Raw genomic sequence first — 20,311 nt, 5'->3', positions numbered from 1 at the left:
ACGCGCGAAGGCTGGTCCACTGTACACAGACCGGCAATCGCCGAGCCACGCACTTGGGGGCGGCGGGCCCGGCCCGCTCACTCCAGACCGTACGCGAAGGTGTACGGCACCTTCGTCTCCCCGTGCCGGTAGGTGAACTCGCCGGTGCCGCGCAGCCCGGCCAGTTCGCCGGTGCCCGACCCCTCGACGACCTCGAAGGAGCAGTGGACGGTCCCGTCGGGGTCGAAGCGCCCGCGCTCCTCGAGGACGAAGCTGCCCTGATGCCCGTCGACGCGGCCGCGGACGAGTTCCATTCCCGCGAAGGAGCCGGTCGTGCCGGTCAGATAGGAGATCGCGTAGTCGCAGGTCGTGGACTCGGCCTCGATGCCGCCCGTGAAGGCGTTGGTGACGGTGGCGTGTGCGAGCCGGGGGCGGGTGTCCTCCGGGCCTACGGGGACCTCCTTCCAGTCGGCGAAGGTGAAGTGGCCGGTGGTCCGGGTGGTGGGCATGGATGGTTCCCCTTCGGTCGTGTCGTCCGGTCGTGTCGTCCGGTCGTGCTGCCGGCGAGGACCGTCCCGCGCCGGCACGACCATCATGGGAGGCGTACCTGACATCTCCTGTCAGGTACGCCCGAGGCGCGGGAGAATGCCTCCCGTGCGTGCCGACCGGCTTCTCTCCCTGCTCCTGCTGCTGCAGAACCGCGGTCTGATGACCGCCCCCGAACTCGCGGCGGAACTGGAGGTGTCGGTGCGCACCGTGTACCGGGACATCGAGGCGCTCGGCGCGTCCGGGGTGCCGGTCCGTGGCGAGCGCGGGCCGGAGGGCGGCTACAGCCTGATGGAGGGGTACCGCACCCGGCTGACCGGGCTGACGGACGCGGAGGCCGGCTCGCTGTTCCTGGCCGGACTGCCGGGACCGGCCGGGGACCTCGGCCTGGGGGCCGTGCTGGCGAGTGCCCAGCTGAAGGTGGAGGCCGCCCTGCCCGGCGCACTCGCGGATCAGGCCCGGCGGGTGCGTGAGCGGTTCCACCTGGACGCCCCCGCCTGGTTCCGCGACGCGGACCCGGTGCCGCACCTGGAACGGATCGCCGGGGCGGTGTGGGAGCGGCGGGTGCTGAGCACCCGTTACCGGCGCTGGCGGGGCGAGGTACACCGGGAGGTCCGCCCCCTGGGGCTCGTGCTGAAGGGCGGCATCTGGTACCTCGTGGCGCTGTCCGAGACCTCCGAGAACTCCGAGGACACCGTGCGCACCTACCGGGTGTCGCGTTTCCAGGTGGTGGAGGAGACGGGCGACCTGTTCACCCGTCCCACCGGGTTCGCTCTCGCCGCGTACTGGGCGGAGTCCTCCCGGCGGCTGGAGGGGGCGCTGCGGCAGGACACCGCGCGGCTGCGGCTCTCGCCCCGCGGGCAGAAGCTGCTGCCGATGCAGTTCGGGGCGGCGGGCGCGCGGGCGCTGCGGGACGCGGGGCCGCCGGACGGCGCGGGACGGGTCGAGGTGGAGCTGTCCGTCGAGTCGGAGGCGGTCGCCGTCGGCGATCTGCTCCGGCTCGGCACCGAGGCGGAGGTGCTCGGTCCGCCGGGGCTGCGGCAGGCGGTCGCGGGGGCCGTGACGGTCCTCGCCGAGCGCTACGCGGCCGAGCGGTGACACCGGCCGGCGAAGGTTTCCGCGAAGTTCATGAGACTTCGGGTACTGACAGATCAGGTGAACGCCGGTACCGTCCTGTGCCAGTTCGCTTCCGTGGACTGCACCACTCGGAACCACAACGGAACATCCCGTCGTGGCACCGCCTTCCTACTCGGATCGTCCGGCACGTTCCTGCCGGTAGAAGGGGGCCCATTCACCATGGCCACTGTCACGTTCGACAAGGCGACCCGGATCTACCCCGGTTCGACCAAGCCCGCCGTGGACGCGCTCGAGATCGACATCGAGGACGGGGAGTTCCTCGTACTCGTCGGCCCGTCCGGCTGCGGCAAGTCCACCTCGCTCCGCATGCTCGCCGGGCTCGAGGACGTGAACGCCGGAGCGATCCGCATCGGTGAGCGCGACGTCACGCACCTGCCGCCGAAGGACCGGGACATCGCCATGGTGTTCCAGAACTACGCCCTGTACCCGCACATGACGGTCGCCGACAACATGGGCTTCGCGCTCAAGATCGCCGGTGTCAACAAGGCGGAGATCCGGCAGAAGGTCGAGGAGGCCGCGAAGATCCTCGACCTGACGGAGTACCTGGACCGCAAGCCGAAGGCGCTCTCCGGTGGTCAGCGTCAGCGGGTCGCCATGGGCCGCGCCATCGTGCGTGAGCCGCAGGTGTTCCTGATGGACGAGCCGCTGTCCAACCTGGACGCCAAGCTCCGCGTCTCCACCCGTACGCAGATCGCGAGCCTGCAGCGCCGTCTCGGCATCACCACGGTGTACGTGACCCACGACCAGGTCGAGGCCCTCACCATGGGCGACCGGGTGGCGGTCCTCAAGGACGGTCTGCTCCAGCAGGTCGACACCCCGCGCACCATGTACGACAAGCCCGCCAACCTCTTCGTGGCCGGCTTCATCGGCTCCCCCGCGATGAACCTCGTCGAGGTGCCCATCACGGACGGCGGCGTGAAGTTCGGCAACTCGGTGGTCCCCGTGGACCGCGACGCGCTGGCCGCCGCCACCGACAAGACCGTCACCGTCGGCGTCCGCCCCGAGCACTTCGACGTGGCCGGTGCCGAGTCCGACCAGGGCCTCGCGGTCACCGTCAACGTGGTCGAGGAGCTGGGCTCCGACGCGTACGTGTACGGCACCGCCCAGGTCGGCGGTGAGGCCAAGGACCTCGTCGTCCGCGTCGGCGGCCGCAACGTGCCGGAGAAGGGCAGCACCCTGCACGTCGTGCCGCAGTCCGGTGAGACCCACGTGTTCTCGACGTCGTCCGGGGCGCGCCTGTCCGACTGAGGCCACGACCGAACCGTCGCACCACACCGGGTGATTCACTCGACTTGATGAAGAGGGCCCCGCAGACCGCTGCGGGGCCCTCCTCCGTGCGTCTGCGTCGTCGACGAACACCCTGACATTCAGCGCGTTTCGAGCAGCGTGCGTCAACGCGTTACCCAGAAAACGTCCCGCCCATGTCACCCGAACCAGTGACTGAATGTCTCCATGTCATCACTGGACGCTACCCTCACACGCGTGAAGCACTCCACTACGCCTCAGACGCGAAGCCGCCGGGGCCCCGCCCGCCGGGTCGGCCGCACCCTCGCCTTCGTCCTGCCCGTCGTCCTGGTGTTCTCCGGAACCCTCGCGGTCGCCCGGGTCAACTGGTCGGGGAGCCCTTCGGGTCCGGTGCTCGCCGCCGCCGACACGGCTGTGCCCGGCGCGTCCTCGGCCGGCGCCTCCTCGCGTGCCGCCGCGCGTGCCCCGCACGAGGTGCTGCGGGACACGCTCCTGGTCGAGTCGCAGAGGGAGGACCCGGGCGTCGCCCTCACCCACCTCCAGCAGGCGGTGAACGACCGCCCGTCGCTGGCGCGGCACTGCGCGTCGATCGCCCGTGCGCTGGGCAAGGCAGCGGTCCGGATGTACGGCCCCGCCAGGGCCCAGTCCTTCGCCCGTCCGGTCTGCGACACCTCCTTCGCGTCGGGGGTGCTCACCGCCCACCGCTGAACCCGTCCCAGGGGCCCCACCACGGCCCACGCCACGGCCCGCCGGAGGGCCTGCCGCCCGGCCCGTCCGGTCCCCCGGCTGCCACGTACAGTGCGCTCATGACCGATCCGAGCGCCGCGTCGCGGCCCGTGCAAGCCGTCGTCCTGGCCGGCGGCCAAGGTTCCCGGCTTCGTCCGTACACCGACGACCGGCCCAAGCCGATGGTCGAGATTCCCGGTACGGGGACCCCGATCATCGGCCATCAGCTCTCCTGGCTCGCCGAGGAGGGCGTCACGGACGTGGTGGTCTCCTGCGGCCATCTCGCCGAGGTGCTGCAGAAGTGGCTGGAGACCGCCGATCTGTCCCTCTCCGTCACCACCGTCGTCGAGACGGAGCCGCTCGGCCGCGGCGGCGGTCTGAAGTACGCCGCCGCCCGCCTCCCGCACCCGGACCGGCCCTGGTACGCCACGAACGGCGACATCTGGACCCGTTTCTCGCTGCGCGACATGGCCGACTTCCACACCGAGCGGGACGCCGTCGCGACCCTCGCCCTGGCCCGCCCGCGCCTTCCGTGGGGTGCCGTGCAGACCGACGGGTTCGGCCACATCACCGACTTCATCGAGGCCCCGCCGTCGACGTTCGAGATCAACGCGGGTGTGTACGTCTTCTCCCCCGGGTTCGCCGACCTGTTGCCGGAGCGCGGTGACCACGAGCGCACGACGTTCCCGCGGCTGGCCCGTGAGCGTCGGCTGGCCGGGTTCCCGATCCCGCAGGGTTCCTACTGGCGGGCGATCGACACCGCGAAGGACCTGACCGAGGCGGCGAAGGAACTGGCCTCCCAGAACCGCTGACCCGGCACCCGGACACGACCGCCGTCCGGACACGACGACGGGGTCCCGCACGGTGACGTGCGGGACCCCGTCGTCGTCAACACGCGGACGGGCTACCCGAGGAGGCCGCCCACGAGCCGGCCGGGCTGCTCGGGGGCCGGGGCCTCGTCCCCGCCGCCGTCGCTCGGGACACCGTCGTCGACGCCGCCCGTGGTGCTGCCGCCGGAGGTGGGGCCGGAGCTGGTGCTCGGGGCCTGCTCGACCGGGGAGGACTGCTGGGGCGGGGCCTCACCGGTGGTGCCCCGGGTCTGGCTGGGCGCGCCGGTGACGGCACCGCCGGTGTCCCGGGTCGCGCCGGGGCTGGTGGTGCCGGCGGACGGGCCGGTCGTTCCGGAGGAGGCGCTCCGGCTGGGCGAGGTGGAGGCGGACGGGGTCCCCTGCCTGCTCCTGTCGGGCTTCTTCGGGAGCGGGGAGCCGGGCAGTTCGTTGCGCGGGGCCTCGCCGGGCCCGGGGACGACCACGCGGTCGGCGTCGCGCACGGCACCGCCGAGCAGCGAGCCGACGAGCAGGGTGAGCCCGCAGACGACGACGGTGACGAGGGCGCCGCGGCGCAGTACGTAGCGGCGCAGGTCCCACAGGTCGGAACGGGGGCCGAGGCGGCGCCAGGCGCGGGCGGCGAGGCGGCCGTCGACGGAGTAGACGGGGGCGCCGGCGATGACCAGCGGGGACCAGGCGGCGAGGTAGATGATGTCGGGCGCGTCGTAGGCGGGGGCGCTCTTCCAACTGACGGTGACCAGCAGTGCGGCGGAGAGCACGGCGCCGACGACGGCGGCGACCCGCTGCCAGCAGCCGAGGACGGTCAGGACGCCTACGACGACCTGGAGGAAGGCGATGACGAGTCCGGCGCCGACGGGGTGCTCGAGGGCGAACTGCTGGAGCGGCTGGGCGACTTCCCAGGGGTGCAGGGTGTTCAGCCACGTCACCATGGAGCCGCGTTCGCCGCCGTCGAAGTAGACGGGGTCGCAGAGTTTGCCCATGCCGGCGTAGATGGAGATGAAGCCGAGGAAGACGCGCAGCGGGAGCAGGACGACGCCGAGGTTCATCCGGCGGCCGGGGTAGTAGGCGTGCCGGGCCGGGTCGTCGCCTTGGCGCCTGGCCCGGCGGCCGCCGGATTTCCGGTCGGCGGCCCGGTGGCCACCGGCGCCCTCGAACTCGCCGGTGTCGTGGCCCTGTTCGTCGTAGCCGTGCTCGTCGTAGCCGTAGTCCCCGTAACCGCCGTAGGCCGGTTCGTCGTAGGCGCTGCCGACGGGGCGCATGGGGGGCAGCAGGGGCGGCGCGCCGCCGTGGGTGCGCTGGGGGCCGATGACGGGCACTTCGATGGGCTGGGTGGCGGCCGGGTCGTCGGCGTAGCCGTACCCCTCGCCGACGCGGGGGATGACCCGGGTCGCTCCGGCGTCGGTGAGCGGTTCGTCGGCGTGCCGGACGCCTTCGTGGCGCACTGCCTGGAGAAGCCGGTGCGCACCGGCGTCGTCGGGGGCGGAGCGACCGCTCCAGACGACGGGGCGCCGCCGGGGCGCGGTCCCGCCCGGGGCGCCCATGGTGGTGACGACGGGGATGCGGGGCGCGCCCTGGGCGACGCTGAAGTGCCGTGCGATCCGCGGGGATCGGGCGCGTCGCGTCGAGGCGCCCAGCTGCACGCGGAAGCTGGCGTGATTGACGATGACCTGCGCCGGATCGCTCGGCACCTTCACCATGCTCAGCGCGGGAGCGTCGTCGAGTCCCGACGAGCGGTCCCCCGTGGGTGTGCGGGGTGTTCTGGTGTCCACACTCATCTAACCGAGTGACGTGGTGATAGGACACTGCTTTGACGCGCCGGATGTGTCCGGACCGCGTCAAGCTTGTCCGGACCACCCGGAATACCCCGTGTGGGTGATGGCGTCGAACACCCGTTCAGGCGCGGCGGCGTGCCGCCTCGTACAGCACGACTCCCGCCGCCACACCGGCGTTGAGCGACTCGGCGCCGCCCGGCATCGGGATCCGCACCCGGAAGTCGCAGGTCTCACCGACCAGTCGGGACAGCCCCTTGCCCTCGCTGCCGACGACGATCACGACCGGGCCCGCCAGCGCGTCCAGTTCGCCGATCTCGGACTCCCCGTCGGCGGCCAGCCCGACGACCACGATCCCCGCCTTCTTGTACGCCTCCAGGGCGCGCGTCAGGTTGGTGGCGCGGGCGACGGGCGTGCGGGCGGCCGTACCGGCGGACGTCTTCCAGGCACCGGCGGTCATCCCGGCGGCCCGCCGCTCGGGGACGACGACGCCGTGGCCGCCGAAGGCGGAGACGGAACGGACGACGGCGCCGAGGTTGCGCGGGTCGGTGACTCCGTCGAGGGCGACGATCAGCGGGTCCCGGCCCTCGTCGTGGGCGCCCGCGACGAGGTCCTCCGGGTGCGCGTACTCGTACGGCGGGACCTGGAGGACCAGGCCCTGGTGGTTCAGTCCGTTGGTCATCCGGTCGAGTTCGGGGCGGGGGGCCTCCATGAGGTTGATGCCGCCGCGCTCGGCCGCGAGCTGGAGCGCCTCGCGCACCCGCTCGTCGTTGTCGATGAACTGCTGGACGTACAGCGTGGAGGCGGGTACGCCCTCGCGCAGCGCCTCGACGACGGGGTTGCGTCCGACGACGAGTTCGGAGGTCGAGCGGCCGCCGCCGCGCCGCTGCGGGGCGCGTCCGGCGGCACGGCGTGCCTTCGCCTGGGCGGCGCGCTGCTTGGCGTGCCCCTTGCGCATCTCGGCGGGGGGCGTGGGCCCCTTGCCCTCCAGGCCCCGGCGCCGCTGGCCGCCGCTGCCGACCTGCGCGCCCTTCTTGCCGGACATGCGGCGGTTGTTCGCGGCCATGATGTACCCGTCTCCGTGAAGTCGTCCGTGCGTGCCTGCGTGCGTGCTCATGTGCGTCCGTCCGCAGGTACCCACGCGTGCGTGTGTGTTACGTCTGTGAAGTGTGCCGCCCGGAGGCCCGGACGGCACAACCCGATCTTGGGGAACCCGGAGGTTCCGGGAGATTTCAGGAGGCGCCCCCTCCTGCCTCAGCGCGGGCCGAGGCTCCAGCGCGGTCCCTGCGGGCTGTCCTCGATGACCAGTCCGGACTGGCCGAGCTGGTCCCGGATGGCGTCCGCGGTGGACCAGTCCTTGCGGGCGCGGGCGGCCTCGCGCTGGTCGAGGACCATGCGGACGAGGGTGTCGACGACGCCGCTCAGCTCCTCGCCGCGGTCGCCGTCGCCGGCCCAGTGCGCGTCGAGGGGGTCCAGGCCGAGGACCGCGAGCATGGCGCGCACCTCGGCGAGGCGGGCGACGGCCGCTTCCTTGTCGTCGGCGGCCAGCGCGCTATTGCCCTGCCGGACGGTGGTGTGCACCACCGCCAGGGCCTGCGGTACGCCGAGGTCGTCGTCCATGGCCTCGGCGAAGGCGGGCGGCACCTCGGTGGCCGGCTCGACGGCGCCGGGCGTGCCGGTCAGCTCGCCCACCCGCTGGATGAAGCCCTCGATCCGCGCGAACGCGGACTCGGCCTCGCGCAGGGCGTCCTCGCTGTACTCGATCATCGAGCGGTAGTGCGGGGTGCCGAGGTAGTAGCGGAGCACGATGGGCCGCCAGCGCTTGACCATCTCGGAGACCAGGACGCTGTTGCCGAGCGACTTCGACATCTTCTCGCCGCTCATGGTGACCCAGGCGTTGTGCACCCAGTACCGGGCGAACTCGTCGCCGTAGGCCTTGGCCTGGGCGATCTCGTTCTCGTGGTGCGGGAAGATCAGGTCGAGGCCGCCGCCGTGGATGTCGAAGGCGGTGCCGAGGTACTTGTGGGCCATCGCCGAGCACTCCAGGTGCCAGCCGGGACGCCCGCGGCCCCACGGTGTCTCCCAGCTCGGCTCGCCGGGCTTGGCCGCCTTCCACATGGCGAAGTCGCGCGGGTCGCGCTTGCCGGTCTCGCCCTCACCGGACGGCTGGAGCAGGTTGTCGAGCTCCTGGTTGGACAGTCCCAGGTACTCGGGGAACGAGGTGACGGCGAAGTAGACGTTGCCGTCGGCCTCGTAGGCGTGGCCGCGCTCGATGAGGCCGCGCATCATCTCGACCATCTCGGTGATGTGGCCGGTGGCACGCGGTTCGTAGGTCGGGGGGAGGCAGCCGAGGACCTGGTAGCCGTCGGTGAAGGCGCGCTCGTTCTCGTAGCCGATGGCCCACCAGGGGCGGTTCTGCTCCGCGGACTTCGCGATGATCTTGTCGTCGATGTCCGTGACGTTGCGGATGAACGTCACCTTCAGGCCGCGGTACTCGAACCAGCGGCGCATGATGTCGAAGTTCAGCCCCGAGCGGATGTGCCCGATGTGCGGCGCCGCCTGGACGGTGGCACCGCACAGGTAGATCGAGACGCAACCCGGCTGGAGCGGGGTGAAGTCACGGATCTGCCGGGCGCTGGTGTCGTACAGGCGAATAGTCACCCCTCCAGGGTAGTCGGCCCGGGACGGTGCCTCGCGCCCCTTTCCCGGCCCGTGTCGTCCTCCCTGCCCGTGTCGTCAGCCGGTGGGGACGACGAGGGCGGTGGCGACGGCCATCAGCCCTTCGCCGCGGCCGGGGAACCCGAGTCCGTCGGTGGTGGCGCCGGAGACCGACACCGGTGCGCCGGCGGCCTCGGTGAGGATCTTCTGGGCCTCGTCCCGGCGCTTGCCGATCTTGGGCCGGTCCCCCACCACCTGCACCGCGACGTTGCCGATCCGGAAGCCGGCCGCCCGCACGATCCGCGCGGCCTCGGTCAGCAGGGTCACACCGGAGGCGCCGGACCACTCGGGCCGCCCGGTGCCGAAGTGCTGCCCCAGGTCACCGAGGCCGGCGGCGGAGAACAGGGCGTTGCAGGCGGCGTGCGCCACGACGTCGGCGTCGGAGTGCCCGGCGAGCCCGGGGCCCTGGCCCTCCCACTTGAGGCCGGCGCACCACAGTTCCCGGCCGTCCTCGAAGGCGTGGATGTCGGTGCCGATGCCGACCCGCGGGAGCACCGGCAGGGGTTCAGAAGCCATCGTTGAGCCTCCTGCGGGCCAGGACCGCCTCCGCGAGGACGAGGTCCAGGGGACGGGTGACCTTGAAGGCCTCCTCGTGGCCGGGGACGGTGACGACGGTCCGGCCGAGCTGCTCGACCATGCTCGCGTCGTCGGTGACGTCGTCGGTCACCGTCTCGTGCGCGTGCACCAGGGTGGTCCGGTCGAAGCCCTGCGGGGTCTGCACGGCCCGCAGCAGGGACCGGTCGGGAGTGGCGACCACGGGCTCCGGCTCGCCGGGGGTGGCGGCCGGTTCGACCTGCTTGACGGTGTCGGCCAGCGGCAGCGCCGGGACCACGGCGGGGGCGCCGTCGCGGACGGCCGCGACGACGGCGTCCACGGTGTCCACGGGGACGAGCGGGCGGGCCGCGTCGTGCACCAGGACGATGTCGAAGCCGGGTGGCAGGGCGTCGAGGCCGAGCTTCACCGACTCCTGGCGGGTCTCCCCGCCGGGGACGACGACGAAGTCGGTGCGGTCGGGCAGCGCGTACGCGTCGAGCAGCGTCCTGACCTCCGCGGCGCCCTCGGGCGGGGCCACGACGACGACCAGGGAGACGGCGCGGGACGCGGCCATCGCGCGGACCGCGTGGATGAGCATGGGCGTGCCGCCCAGCGCGCGGAGCGCCTTGGGGGCTCCCGGCCCGAGGCGCACGCCCCGGCCGGCGGCCGGGATCACGGCCGCCGTACGGGCGGTCGTACGGCCGGATGCGGGGTTCGGCGTCGGCGGAAGGAGCGGATCGTCAGACATCGGTTCCTGTCAGGTTGGTGTGCTCGGCCCGGGGAGTTTGACGACAGGGCCTGGGTGGGTATGGCCTGGGCGTAGCCCCTGCTCCCGGAGTGGGGGGAGTGCCGGGCGTACCGCCCTGACCAGCCCCTTCCGTGACTCTGGTCGGGCCGGCCGCCCGGACCCGCACGCCAGGGGCGGGGACACGCGTGGTGACACTTTCCCGGCGCGGCGCACGCGCCGGGAAGCGCTGCGGGGTGCGGCGCAGGGGCGTACGGAGCGGGCGTGCACGGCGCAGGGGTGCGGCGCACGGACCGGCTGCGGAGTACGGGTGCCGCCCGGGGACGGACATGCCGCAGCGCCCGGCGACATCACATCCGTCATCGGGCACCGCGGCATTTCGACGCACTTCGATGTACGTACTGGCGACGTGAAGCTCCGCCTGCCTCGTCCGTCTCGCCTTACGAGGCGAGAACCTCGTCGAGGAGAGCCTCGGCCTTGTCCTCGTTGGTCTTCTCCGCGAGGGCGAGCTCGCTGACCAGGATCTGGCGCGCCTTGGCGAGCATGCGCTTCTCACCGGCGGAGAGTCCGCGCTCACGCTCGCGGCGCCACAGGTCACGCACGACTTCCGCGACCTTGATGACATCGCCCGAAGCGAGCTTCTCCAGGTTTGCCTTGTAGCGACGGGACCAGTTCGTGGGCTCCTCGGCGTACGGTGCGCGCAGCACCTCGAAGACCCGGTCCAGCCCGTCCTGACCGACCACATCACGCACGCCGACGAACTCCGCATTGTCCGCTGGCACACGCACCGTCAGGTCACCCTGGGCGACCTTCAGCACCAAGTAGGTCTTGTCCACGCCTTTGATCTGGCGAGTTTCGATAGCCTCGATCAGCGCGGCCCCGTGATGGGGATAGACCACGGTGTCGCCAACCTTGAACGTCATGTGACAGGTACCCCTTCCGTGGCTATCCAGGGTAACACGGATACGGCGTGTTCTGAATGACGTTTTCGCAGGTCAGGGCCATTCTCGGGGCTTGACAACAGCATCGGGAACGTGCTGCGACCACTGAGCGGAAGCACGTATTCGCAGGTCGGAGGGGCCCTTCGGGGCAAGTGAAACGCGTACGTTACACGCATCCGAAGACCCCCGCAGGCGGCCAAACGTCCCCATATGTCCACCCCCAAGCGCTCGACTTCCGCTACTCCGTTCGGTGTGCGCGACAGGGTTCCGGCCGAATCCGGAATTGATCAACACGCCCTCCGGGACGAGCGGCCGGTGATCAATTTCCGGACCGCCCCGGCATTTCCCGGTCCGCCGCCGCATTCCTTCACGAAATATGCGCCACTCCGAGAAGGTGCCGCGGACGATCCCGACCGCACTTATGTGAATGTCGGAGGAGTACGTGACCGAAGTAACCGGCGAGTCACTTACGCGAGTCACCCCCGGCGTCCTCTGCGGCGTCGTCCGCGGGGAAGGCGTCCGTGGGTCGTCCACGACCCCGCAGACGCCTGTGAAAACGGCCGGTGATCGAGTGACGGCCGCGGTCCGCGCGCGCCTTCCGGGGGAACGGCGGTCCTCTCAGGGAGGGTCGGGTGCGGGCACGCGAGAACGGCTCGATAGCCTGAGGCCGCTGACAGACATTTGAAGGCGGCCGAACCGGTCGCCGCCGCTCGCTCGAGTCAAGGAGTTGCCGCCGCCGTGAGCAGCAGCCTTCGACGCGGCGCCATCGCCGCCGCCGCCATCGCGTTCTCCATCGCCTCGCTCTCCGCGTGCACATCCGGCAACAACGCCCAGTCCCTGCAGATCCAGCCGGACAACGCCGCGACGAGCGTGGGCGACATCAAGGTCCAGAACGCCATCGTCGTCACCCAGCCGGACCGCGAGTCCACGGGCCCCGCCGTCGTCGCCGCGACCCTGTTCAACGAGGGCCGCAGCGACCAGACGCTGGAGTCGATCACCCTCCCCGGCACCGGCAAGACCGTCGCGCTCACCCCCGCCAAGGGCGGCAGCCTGACCGTCCCGGCCGGCGGCTCGCTCATCATCGGCGGCGCGGGCAACGCCTCCGCCGTCCTGCCCAGCAGCCGTGAGGCCGTCCAGGACGGCAACGCGCAGCCGGTCACGTTCACCTTCAGCGAGACCGGTGACGTGAGCCTGCGCGCGCTCGTCCACCCCGCCGAGAGCTTCTTCAGCGAGTGGGGCCCGAGCGAGATCCCGGCCGCGCCGGGCACCTCGACGGAGCCGTCGGCGGAAGCCTCCGGCACGCCGGGCGACTCCGCGACCGAGGGGGCCGAGAGCTCCGACGCCCCGGCGGACACCCCGTCCGACGCGGCCTCGGCCAGCCAGTCGGCCGGCGACTGAGCACCGGCGGCACAGCCGCACACGACGGTGGGCGGGACCCCTGCGCAGGGGTCCCGCCCACCGTCGTACCGACGAGTGCCGGCCACGGGTGCCGGGCAACGGCCGCCCGTGGCCGGGCCGGGGTCTCAGGGCTCGAACTTGTAGCCCAGCCCCCGGACCGTCACCAGGTAGCGCGGCGCGCCCGGGTCCGGCTCGATCTTGGCGCGCAGCCGCTTGACGTGGACGTCGAGGGTCTTGGTGTCGCCCACGTAGTCGGCGCCCCAGACCCGGTCGATGAGCTGCATCCGGGTCAGCACGCGCCCGGCGTTGCGCAGCAGCATCTCCAGCAGGTCGAACTCCTTGAGCGGCAGGTCGACCTTGGTGCCGCCCACGGTGACCACGTGCCGGTCGACGTCCATGCGGACCGGGCCGGCCTCCAGGGCCGCGGGGGCGACCTCCTCGGGCTCGCCCCTGCGGCGCAGCACGGCGCGGATACGGGCGACCAGTTCGCGCGAGGAGAACGGCTTGGTGACGTAGTCGTCGGCGCCTATCTCCAGGCCGACCACCTTGTCGATCTCGCTGTCCTTGGCGGTCACCATGATGACGGGGACGTTGGAACGGCCGCGCAGCTGGCGGCACACCTCGGTGCCCGGCAGGCCGGGCAGCATCAGGTCGAGGAGGACGAGGTCGGCGCCGTTGCGCTCGAACTCGTCGAGGCCGTCGGGCCCCGTGGCCGCGACGGCGACCTCGAAGCCCTCCTTGCGGAGCATGTACGACAGGGCGTCGGAGAAGGACTCCTCGTCCTCGACGACGAGCACTCGGGTCACGGAAGGACCTCCGGGGAGGGAAGCGTTTCGTACGCGGATGAATCGGAAGCGTGGGGGGATCGGGGGGATGCGGAAGCGGACCGTCCGGCCTCGTCGAGGCCTTCGGGGTCGTCCTGGTGGGACGACGGGGGGCCGCCGAGGCCGCTGCCGCGGGTGGGGGCCGCGGCGGCCTCGGGGAGCCGCAGGGTGAACGTGGAGCCCTGGCCTTCGGCGCTCCACACCGTGACCTCCCCGCCGTGCGAGGCGGCCACGTGCTTGACGATCGCGAGGCCCAGACCGGTACCGCCCGTGGCACGGGAGCGGGCCGGGTCGACGCGGTAGAAGCGCTCGAAGACGCGCTCCTTCTCCTTGTCGGAGATCCCTATGCCCTGGTCGGTCACGGCGATCTCGATCAGGTCCCCGCCCGGCTGGGCGACCCTGCGGGCCGCGATGCCGACGCGGGTGCGGGCGGGTGAGTAGTTGACGGCGTTCTCGACGAGGTTGCCGAGGGCTGCGGCGAGCTGGCCGCGGTTGCCCCACACGCGCAGGTCGGCGGCGCTCGGCTGGTGCTCACCGCCCTCCTGAGCGAGCCCTTCGGACCCCTCGGTCCCTTCGAGCCCGCCGGGCGCCCACACGTTCGAGGCCATGGTGATCTGCTTGGTGCCCGCCGCGTGGCGGCAGCGGTCGACGGCCTCGGCGACCAGTTCGTACACGGTGACGGGTTCGGCGTCCTCGAGCGGGTCGTCGTTCTGGACGCGGGAGAGGTCGATGAGCTCCTGCACCAGATTGGTGAGGCGGGTGGCCTCGCCCTGCATCCGGCCGGCGAAGCGCTCCACGGCCTCGGGGTCGTCGGAGGCGTCCATGACGGCTTCGGAGAGCAGGGAGAGCGCGCCGACGGGGGTCTTGAGCTCATGGCTGACGTTGGCGACGAAGTCGCGCCGTACCGCCTCGATGCGACGGGCCTCGGTGAGGTCCTCCACGAGCAGCAGTACGAGCCGGGAGCCGAGGGGCGCCACCCGCGCGGAGACGGCGAGGGCCTCGCCGCGCCCGGTGCCGCGGCGGGGCAGATCCAGTTCGACCTGCCGTATCTCGCCGTCCCGCCGGGTGGCGCGGGCCATCTGCAGCATGGGTTCCACGGCGAGCTTGCCGCCGCGGACCAGCCCGAGGGCGTACGCGGCGGAGCTGGCCTTGACCACGCCGTCCGCCTCGTCCAGGACGACGGCGGAGGAGCGCAGTACGGAGAGCACGGTGTCCACGCCCGGCGGAAGCACCGGCTCCGTGTGCAGCGAGGAACGTGTGGGGCGCCGTTGTTCGCGCTCACTGAAGCGGAACGCCAGCACGGCGAAGGCGCCGGTGAGCACTCCGGCGATCGCCGCCGCTGCGGCGACCGCCGCGTTCACGTCCATGTGTCCAGGTTAGGCATGCGCCGACCGGTGGCCACAGCCACGAGAGGGCAAGCTCGAACACTCGTCGCCCAGAGTTCACCTCGGAGCCAGGGATGGTTCATTTGGGGTGGCGGAGCCGGACGCGTAAGGATCGGAGCGTGGGAGCGTGGGGTTTCGCACCGTCGGTCGCGCGGGGTTCGCGCCGTCGACTGCGTGGCGGAGCACCCGCCCCGGAACCCCGCGGGAGCCCGGCTCCCGAAGCCCCGAGTAGACGCACGAGAGGAACCCTGATGCGGGACGCGTACCACGAGGAACTGGATTCGATCGGCGACAGTCTGGTGGAGATGGCCCGGCTGGTCGGGTCGGCGATCGGGCGCGCCACGACGGCCATCCTCGACACCGACCTGAAGCTCGCCGAGCACGTGATCGAGGGCGACCAGAAGGTCGACCAGCTCCAGCACGACCTGGAGGCCCGTGCCATAGCCCTGCTGGCGCGGCAGCAGCCGGTGGCGACCGATCTGCGGATCGTCGTGACCTCGCTGCGCATGTCGGCCGACCTGGAGCGGTCCGGCGACCTGGCGCAGCACGTGGCGAAGCTGGCCCGGCTGCGCTTCCCGGAGCGTGCGGTCCCGCAGGACCTGCACGCGACCATCCTGGAGATGGGCCAGCTGGCCCAGCGCCTGATGGCCAAGGCGGCCGAGGTGATCATCACCAAGGACGTCGACCTGGCGCTCCAGCTGGAGCAGGACGACGACGAGATGGACCTGCTGCACCGCACCCTCTTCCAGCACCTGATGGACGACCGCTGGAAGCACGGCATCGAGACGGCCGTCGACGTGACGCTGCTGGGCCGCTACTACGAGCGCTACGCCGACCACGCGGTCTCGGTCGCCAAGCGGGTGGTCTACCTGGTCACGGGCGAGCACGCGGACGAGATCCAGCCGGACATCCAGCCCGACATCCAGCCGGTGCCGGGGGCTCAGGAGGCCTGACCGGACGGCGTGAAGGGAGCGCGGGGATCGGCCGAGGGCGCGCATGAGCCCCAATGCGCCGTTGATGCGCCCGCTGGAACGGGCATCCAATGGGCACAGGCACGGCGCCAGTCTCGAGGAGGGACCCATGGCCGATTCCCCCAGCTCCCCCGGCACGACGCCCGATCCCACGCAGGAGCGGGAGACGGAGCAGCCCGCCGAGATCAGGAGCCTGACCCTGGTCGCCGCGTGCGGCTGCGGCTCCGGCTGCAGCTGTGGCTGCCAGTCGGGCAGCCCCTGCCAGTGCTGAGCACGCCCACTGGTTGCCCGTCGCTCGGTGCACCACCCGTCCCGAAGGCCCCGGCGACCGCCGGGGCCTTCGGCATGCCGGGCGGCCGGTGCGGGCGCAGCATGGAAGTACGTACGCCCCGAGTCGGTACGTACGGCCCGGAGTGGGAAGGAGGTGCGAGGCCGTGACCCAGTTCATGGACATCCACCACGGCATGCAGGGCATCACGGCGGACCAGCTGCGGCAGGCGCATGAGGCCGACCTCGCGATACAGGAGGAAGAGAGCGTCTACTTCCGGCAGTCCTGGGCGGACCCGGAGTCCGGCACGATCTACTGCCTCTCGGAGGCACCCTCCGCCGAAGCGGTGCAACGCGTTCACGAGCGCACCGGCCACAAGGCCGACGAGATCCACGCGGTGCCGCTGTCGGTGCAGTAGGCGGACCCGACCCCCGCCGGAGGCGGCGCCCCTCAGGGAGCACTGACCTCCGGCGTCTGCTGCATCCCGTCGGCCTTGCCCCCGTCGGCCTTCCCCGCGGCGGTCGCGGTCTCCTCGGCCGCCAGGCGGCGCATCAGCAGCCCGTACCCGAGTCCGGCCACGGTGCCGATGACGGCGCACAGGCCCCACAGCCACCGCGCCCCGAACCGGTCGATGACGAACCCCGACATCAGCGGGGCGACCAGCGCGGCGACGGCCCAGGACATGGTGTACATGCCCTGGTAGCGCCCGCGTCCGTGGGCCGGCGACAGCTGGACGACCAGCCCGGTCTGGGTGGGCGCGTTGACGATCTCGGCGAGCGTCCACACGCAGACGGTGAGGGCGAAGAGGCCGACCGATCCGGCGAAGGCGGTGAGGCCGAAGCCGTACCCGGCGAGGAGCGAGGAGATCACCAGGAGCCGTCCGGGGTCCCGGTGCTCGATGAACCGGGTCACCGGGATCTGCAGCGCGACGATCAGCACACCGTTGACCGCGATGGCCATGCCGTAGTCGGCCGGGGTGAACCCGGCCGCGCCCATCGCGACGGGCAGTCCGACGGACCCCTGCATGAAGATCAGCGCGACGAGGAAGGAGAGCCCGACGACCCCCATGAACCGCCCGTCCCGCAGGACGGTCCCCAGCCCCACGGAGTCCTCCCGCGCCTCCTCGGCGCTCCGCACGGGCTTCGACTCGGGGAGCTTCACGAAGACGACGACGGCGCACACCATGGTCATCGCAGCCTCGATGAGGAACCCGGCGAGGTAGCTGTACTCGGCGATGAACCCGGCGGCCGTGGCGGAGACGGCGAAGCCTAGGTTGATGGCCCAGTAGTTGAGGGAGAAGGCGCGGATGCGGTCCTCGGGCCGGACGATGTCGGCCATCATCGCCTGGACTGCGGGCCGGGACGCGTTGCTGGCCATGCCGACGAGGAAGGCGACGGCGGCGATGGAGACGGGGTCGCGCACGAAGCCGAGGGCCGCCACGGACACGGCGGTGGAGGCCTGCGCGATGAGCAGCGTGGGCCGCCGGCCGATCCGGTCGGTCATCACCCCGGCGCCCAGCGAGGAGATCACCCCGCCGAGGCCGTGCACGGCGGCGACGAGGCCGGCGTAGGTGGCGGAGTAGCCGCGGTCGAGGGTGAGGTAGAGCGCCATGAAGGTGGCGACGAAGGCACCGAGCCGGTTGACGAGGGTGCTGGTCCACAGCCACCAGAACGCCGGGGGCAACCCGGACACGGTCTCCCGCACCGCACGCCGGACACGGACGACGGACACCACGCGACCCCCCGGGGTAAGCACCTGAAACGGCGAGCACACCTTACAAAGGAACCGGAGGAGTCCACCACTCGATTAACGGGTCCCGCCGGCCGTCCACCCGTCGAGCGGGGGCACGGCTCGCTCGCGGCTTCGATTACGCTCGGACCCATGGCCGACGCACCGTACAAGCTGATCCTCCTCCGCCACGGCGAGAGCGAGTGGAACGCGAAGAACCTGTTCACCGGCTGGGTGGACGTCAACCTCACTCCGAAGGGCGAGAAGGAGGCGACGCGCGGCGGTGAGCTGCTCAAGGAAGCCGGCCTGCTGCCCGACGTGGTCCACACGTCCCTCCAGAAGCGCGCCATCCGCACCGCGCAGCTGGCGCTGGAGGCCGCCGACCGCCTCTGGATCCCGGTCAGCCGCAGCTGGCGCCTGAACGAGCGCCACTACGGCGCCCTCCAGGGCAAGGACAAGGCGCAGACCCTCGCGGAGTTCGGCGAGGAGCAGTTCATGCTGTGGCGCCGCTCCTACGACACCCCGCCGCCCCCGCTGGACACCGAGGCCGAGTACTCCCAGTTCCACGACCCGCGCTACGCGACCCTCCCGCCGGAGCTGCGCCCGCGCACGGAGTGCCTGAAGGACGTCGTCGTCCGGATGCTCCCGTACTGGTTCGACTCGATCGTCCCCGACCTCCTGGCCGGCCGCACGGTCCTGATCGCCGCCCACGGCAACAGCCTGCGCGCCCTGGTCAAGCACCTCGACGGCATCTCCGACGCCGACATCGCGGGCCTGAACATCCCGACGGGCATCCCCCTCTCCTACGAACTCGACGCCGACTTCAAGCCGGTCAACCCCGGCGGCACCTACCTCGACCCGAACGCGGCCGCGGCCGCCATCGAGGCGGTCAAGAACCAGGGCAAGAAGAAGTAGACCCAATGATCATGCCTCCCACCTGCGCATACGGCGCGGATGGGAGGCAGTTTCACGGCCTGGGACCACTCTGGGCCCTCAGTCCTCCGGGTCCTGCGGTCGGAGTGCCTGGCCGAGGGCCCTCCGGGCACGCTCCCGACTGCTGGGCATGAGGTGCGCGTACACCTTCAGGGTCAGGCCCGGGTCGGAGTGTCCGAGGTACTCGGCAAGGGCCTTGATGCTCTCCCCGGCATCCAGCAGAACGGATGCATAGAAGTGCCGCAGGGCGTGCATGCCGTGCTCGCGAGCGGCGGCATGCTCACGGCTCTTGGCCTGCGGGATGACACCGACCTTCGCCAGGGCGGGCTTCCAGTGGTCCTCGTTCAGCGACGTACGCCAGACGTGGCCGCCGTTGGGCCCGCTGAAGATAAGCCGCTTGGTCACGGGTTGGCCGTTCGCTCGCATCCACGGCAACGTGATCTCGACAGGCGGGAAGCGCTCCATGTGCTCCTTGAGCGCCTCCGCCACGGGGTCCGGCAGAGGTACGTCACGGAGCTTGCCGCCCTTCGGCGGCGCGAACACGGGCTTGCTGAGACTCAGCTTCAGTTGCTGCACCACGTTCAGGGTGCCGCCCTCGAAGTCCAGGTCATCCACGGACAGACCCAGGATCTCGCCCTGCCGCAGGCCGCAGCCGGCACCCACGTCGACCATGGGCCGGAAGCGCTCAACCATGGCGGCCCGCATCGCGAAGACTCGCTCTGGCGGCCAGGGGACGACACGACGCGTCCCCAGCTCGGGAGGCATCACCGTGCGCGAGTTGCAGGGATTGCGGCGCAGGCACCCGTCCTCGACTGCTGCGGACAGCACGGCGCGGACGTTGGAGAAGATCACACGGGCGTACGCGCCGGACATGCCGGACGCTTCGAGCTGCGTCACGAACTCCCGGATGTGACTCGGCTGGAACGACCCGAGCTGACGCGCCCCGATGCGCGGGAAGGCATGCAGCCTGAGTTGAGAGTCCATCGACGCCCGGGTGTTCGGGTCGCCGCTCTGGCTCGCAAGCCACTTCTCGGCGAACTCCTGGAACGTCGTACGCGACGCGTTCGGGTCGATGAAGTCGCCGCGGGCCACGTCCGCCGTGATGCTGCTCAGCCACTGCTCGGCGAGGCGCTTCTGTCCGTCGGGGAAGGACTTGCCCTTCCGCTTCCCGTCGGGCGTGAAGTAGCGGGCCCGGTAGCGCATGCCCTTGCCGTGACGGTCGGTCTTGACGCGGACGGCCTTGCCGTTGGCGTCGGTGGTGGTCTTGAACCAGCGGTCTTGGATGCTTCCTGCCATCGACAGGCTGTCCCTTCAGGGCCGAGTGTTCAGGCGGCGTCGTGGTCGGTCTGCTGCTGGGCCCACGCGTGGACGACGGCGGGGTCGTAGCGCAGGTACTTGCCGATGCGGATCGCGGGCGGTCCAAGACGCTTGCGGCGCCAGGCGTAGACGGTCTCGACACTCGGGAGGCTGAACATCGTGACCAGGTCTTCCGGGGTGAGGTAGCGCTCTGGCAGTCCGCCACGGAGGACGGCACGCGGGTCGGTCGACTGGTTCCGGAGTGCGGTCATGCCGCCGTCCTTTCGATCGAGTGGTTCGGGGTCGATTCGGGCAGGTCG

At 71.5% G+C, this 20,311-nt stretch carries 21 protein-coding genes; 9 read left to right on the top strand and 12 right to left on the bottom strand.

The features are described from left to right. Positions 1-77: 77 nt before the first annotated feature. Positions 78-488: a DUF3224 domain-containing protein gene (locus AB0I73_RS05655; protein ID WP_363034095.1), complete on the bottom strand. Its 411-nt coding sequence runs from the start codon at positions 486-488 to the stop codon at positions 78-80. Between the two features lie 136 nt (positions 489-624). Here AB0I73_RS05655 and AB0I73_RS05650 point away from each other — a divergent pair, with 136 nt between their 5' ends. The 4 genes from AB0I73_RS05650 to AB0I73_RS05635 all read left to right on the top strand — a co-directional run bounded on the left by AB0I73_RS05650 (position 625) and on the right by AB0I73_RS05635 (position 4,445). Continuing rightward, complete coding sequence (locus AB0I73_RS05650) at positions 625-1,623, top strand: WYL domain-containing protein (RefSeq protein ID WP_363034093.1); 999 nt, start codon at positions 625-627, stop codon at positions 1,621-1,623. Between the two features lie 198 nt (positions 1,624-1,821). Then, a complete protein-coding gene (gene ugpC / locus AB0I73_RS05645; protein WP_109379281.1) occupies positions 1,822-2,910 on the top strand; it encodes a sn-glycerol-3-phosphate ABC transporter ATP-binding protein UgpC in 1,089 nt (362 codons plus the stop codon). A gap of 234 nt (positions 2,911-3,144) precedes the next feature. Further along, the gene (locus AB0I73_RS05640; protein WP_363034091.1) at positions 3,145-3,615 is read left to right on the top strand and encodes a hypothetical protein; all 471 of its coding nucleotides are present in this window, start codon (positions 3,145-3,147) and stop codon (positions 3,613-3,615) included. Positions 3,616-3,713: 98 nt separating this feature from the next. Beyond that, a complete protein-coding gene (locus AB0I73_RS05635; protein ID WP_363034089.1) occupies positions 3,714-4,445 on the top strand; it encodes a nucleotidyltransferase family protein in 732 nt (243 codons plus the stop codon). Positions 4,446-4,537: 92 nt separating this feature from the next. Here AB0I73_RS05635 and AB0I73_RS05630 read toward each other — a convergent pair whose 3' ends face one another. The 6 genes from AB0I73_RS05630 to AB0I73_RS05605 all read right to left on the bottom strand — a co-directional run bounded on the left by AB0I73_RS05630 (position 4,538) and on the right by AB0I73_RS05605 (position 11,170). Beyond that, positions 4,538-6,256 (bottom strand): DoxX family membrane protein, encoded by a 1,719-nt coding sequence (locus tag AB0I73_RS05630; protein ID WP_363034087.1) that lies wholly within the window; start codon positions 6,254-6,256, stop codon positions 4,538-4,540. Between the two features lie 118 nt (positions 6,257-6,374). Then, positions 6,375-7,316 carry a 23S rRNA (guanosine(2251)-2'-O)-methyltransferase RlmB gene (gene rlmB / locus AB0I73_RS05625; RefSeq protein ID WP_109379278.1) on the bottom strand — a complete coding sequence of 314 codons (942 nt, stop codon included), beginning with the start codon at positions 7,314-7,316 and terminating at the stop codon, positions 6,375-6,377. 188 nt (positions 7,317-7,504) lie between these two features. Further along, a complete protein-coding gene (gene cysS / locus AB0I73_RS05620) occupies positions 7,505-8,911 on the bottom strand; it encodes a cysteine--tRNA ligase (RefSeq protein ID WP_109379277.1) in 1,407 nt (468 codons plus the stop codon). 75 nt (positions 8,912-8,986) lie between these two features. Beyond that, positions 8,987-9,484 (bottom strand): 2-C-methyl-D-erythritol 2,4-cyclodiphosphate synthase, encoded by a 498-nt coding sequence (ispF, locus tag AB0I73_RS05615; RefSeq protein WP_363034084.1) that lies wholly within the window; start codon positions 9,482-9,484, stop codon positions 8,987-8,989. Continuing rightward, the gene (gene ispD / locus AB0I73_RS05610) at positions 9,474-10,250 is read right to left on the bottom strand and encodes a 2-C-methyl-D-erythritol 4-phosphate cytidylyltransferase (RefSeq protein ID WP_363034082.1); all 777 of its coding nucleotides are present in this window, start codon (positions 10,248-10,250) and stop codon (positions 9,474-9,476) included. Before ispD ends, ispF begins: the two co-directional genes overlap by 11 nt. A gap of 437 nt (positions 10,251-10,687) precedes the next feature. Further along, positions 10,688-11,170 carry a CarD family transcriptional regulator gene (locus AB0I73_RS05605; RefSeq protein ID WP_042168913.1) on the bottom strand — a complete coding sequence of 161 codons (483 nt, stop codon included), beginning with the start codon at positions 11,168-11,170 and terminating at the stop codon, positions 10,688-10,690. A gap of 756 nt (positions 11,171-11,926) precedes the next feature. Here AB0I73_RS05605 and AB0I73_RS05600 point away from each other — a divergent pair. Then, the gene (locus tag AB0I73_RS05600; RefSeq protein WP_363034079.1) at positions 11,927-12,586 is read left to right on the top strand and encodes a DUF461 domain-containing protein; all 660 of its coding nucleotides are present in this window, start codon (positions 11,927-11,929) and stop codon (positions 12,584-12,586) included. Between the two features lie 125 nt (positions 12,587-12,711). Here the strand turns inward: AB0I73_RS05600 and AB0I73_RS05595 are convergent, their stop codons facing one another. Further along, positions 12,712-13,392 carry a response regulator transcription factor gene (locus AB0I73_RS05595; RefSeq protein ID WP_030403545.1) on the bottom strand — a complete coding sequence of 227 codons (681 nt, stop codon included), beginning with the start codon at positions 13,390-13,392 and terminating at the stop codon, positions 12,712-12,714. Further along, complete coding sequence (locus AB0I73_RS05590; protein ID WP_363034077.1) at positions 13,389-14,777, bottom strand: ATP-binding protein; 1,389 nt, start codon at positions 14,775-14,777, stop codon at positions 13,389-13,391. The genes AB0I73_RS05595 and AB0I73_RS05590 overlap by 4 nt, the downstream gene beginning before the upstream one ends. 269 nt (positions 14,778-15,046) lie before the next feature. On the opposite strand from AB0I73_RS05590, the gene phoU reads away from it, so the two are divergent. From phoU to AB0I73_RS05575, 3 genes are all read left to right on the top strand, one after another. Beyond that, positions 15,047-15,748, top strand: a complete 702-nt coding sequence (gene phoU, locus AB0I73_RS05585) for a phosphate signaling complex protein PhoU (RefSeq protein ID WP_363034075.1) — start codon at positions 15,047-15,049, stop codon at positions 15,746-15,748. A 127-nt stretch (positions 15,749-15,875) separates the two neighbouring features. After that, positions 15,876-16,037: a hypothetical protein gene (locus AB0I73_RS05580; RefSeq protein WP_363034073.1), complete on the top strand. Its 162-nt coding sequence runs from the start codon at positions 15,876-15,878 to the stop codon at positions 16,035-16,037. A 163-nt stretch (positions 16,038-16,200) separates the two neighbouring features. After that, positions 16,201-16,452, top strand: coding sequence for an SCO4226 family nickel-binding protein (locus AB0I73_RS05575; RefSeq protein ID WP_109379269.1), 252 nt, complete (start codon positions 16,201-16,203; stop codon positions 16,450-16,452). Between the two features lie 32 nt (positions 16,453-16,484). On the opposite strand, the gene AB0I73_RS05570 is transcribed toward AB0I73_RS05575, so the two are convergent. After that, positions 16,485-17,765, bottom strand: coding sequence for an MFS transporter (locus AB0I73_RS05570; protein WP_363034070.1), 1,281 nt, complete (start codon positions 17,763-17,765; stop codon positions 16,485-16,487). A gap of 150 nt (positions 17,766-17,915) precedes the next feature. Between AB0I73_RS05570 and AB0I73_RS05565 the strand changes: the two genes are divergently transcribed. After that, on the top strand, positions 17,916-18,677 hold the full coding sequence (locus AB0I73_RS05565) for a phosphoglyceromutase (RefSeq protein ID WP_363034068.1): 762 nt from the start codon (positions 17,916-17,918) through the stop codon (positions 18,675-18,677). Positions 18,678-18,755: 78 nt separating this feature from the next. On the opposite strand, the gene AB0I73_RS05560 is transcribed toward AB0I73_RS05565, so the two are convergent. After that, positions 18,756-19,991, bottom strand: coding sequence for a tyrosine-type recombinase/integrase (locus AB0I73_RS05560; protein ID WP_363034066.1), 1,236 nt, complete (start codon positions 19,989-19,991; stop codon positions 18,756-18,758). A 29-nt stretch (positions 19,992-20,020) separates the two neighbouring features. Then, positions 20,021-20,263: a helix-turn-helix domain-containing protein gene (locus tag AB0I73_RS05555; RefSeq protein WP_242782150.1), complete on the bottom strand. Its 243-nt coding sequence runs from the start codon at positions 20,261-20,263 to the stop codon at positions 20,021-20,023. Between the last annotated feature and the right edge of the window lie 48 nt (positions 20,264-20,311).

The sequence above is a fragment of the Streptomyces sp. NPDC050388 genome, from assembly GCF_040655635.1.
GTDB lineage: Bacteria > Actinomycetota > Actinomycetes > Streptomycetales > Streptomycetaceae > Streptomyces.
The sequence above is the reverse complement of the archived record's forward strand: the minus strand, read 5'-3'. Positions and strand labels throughout refer to the sequence as shown.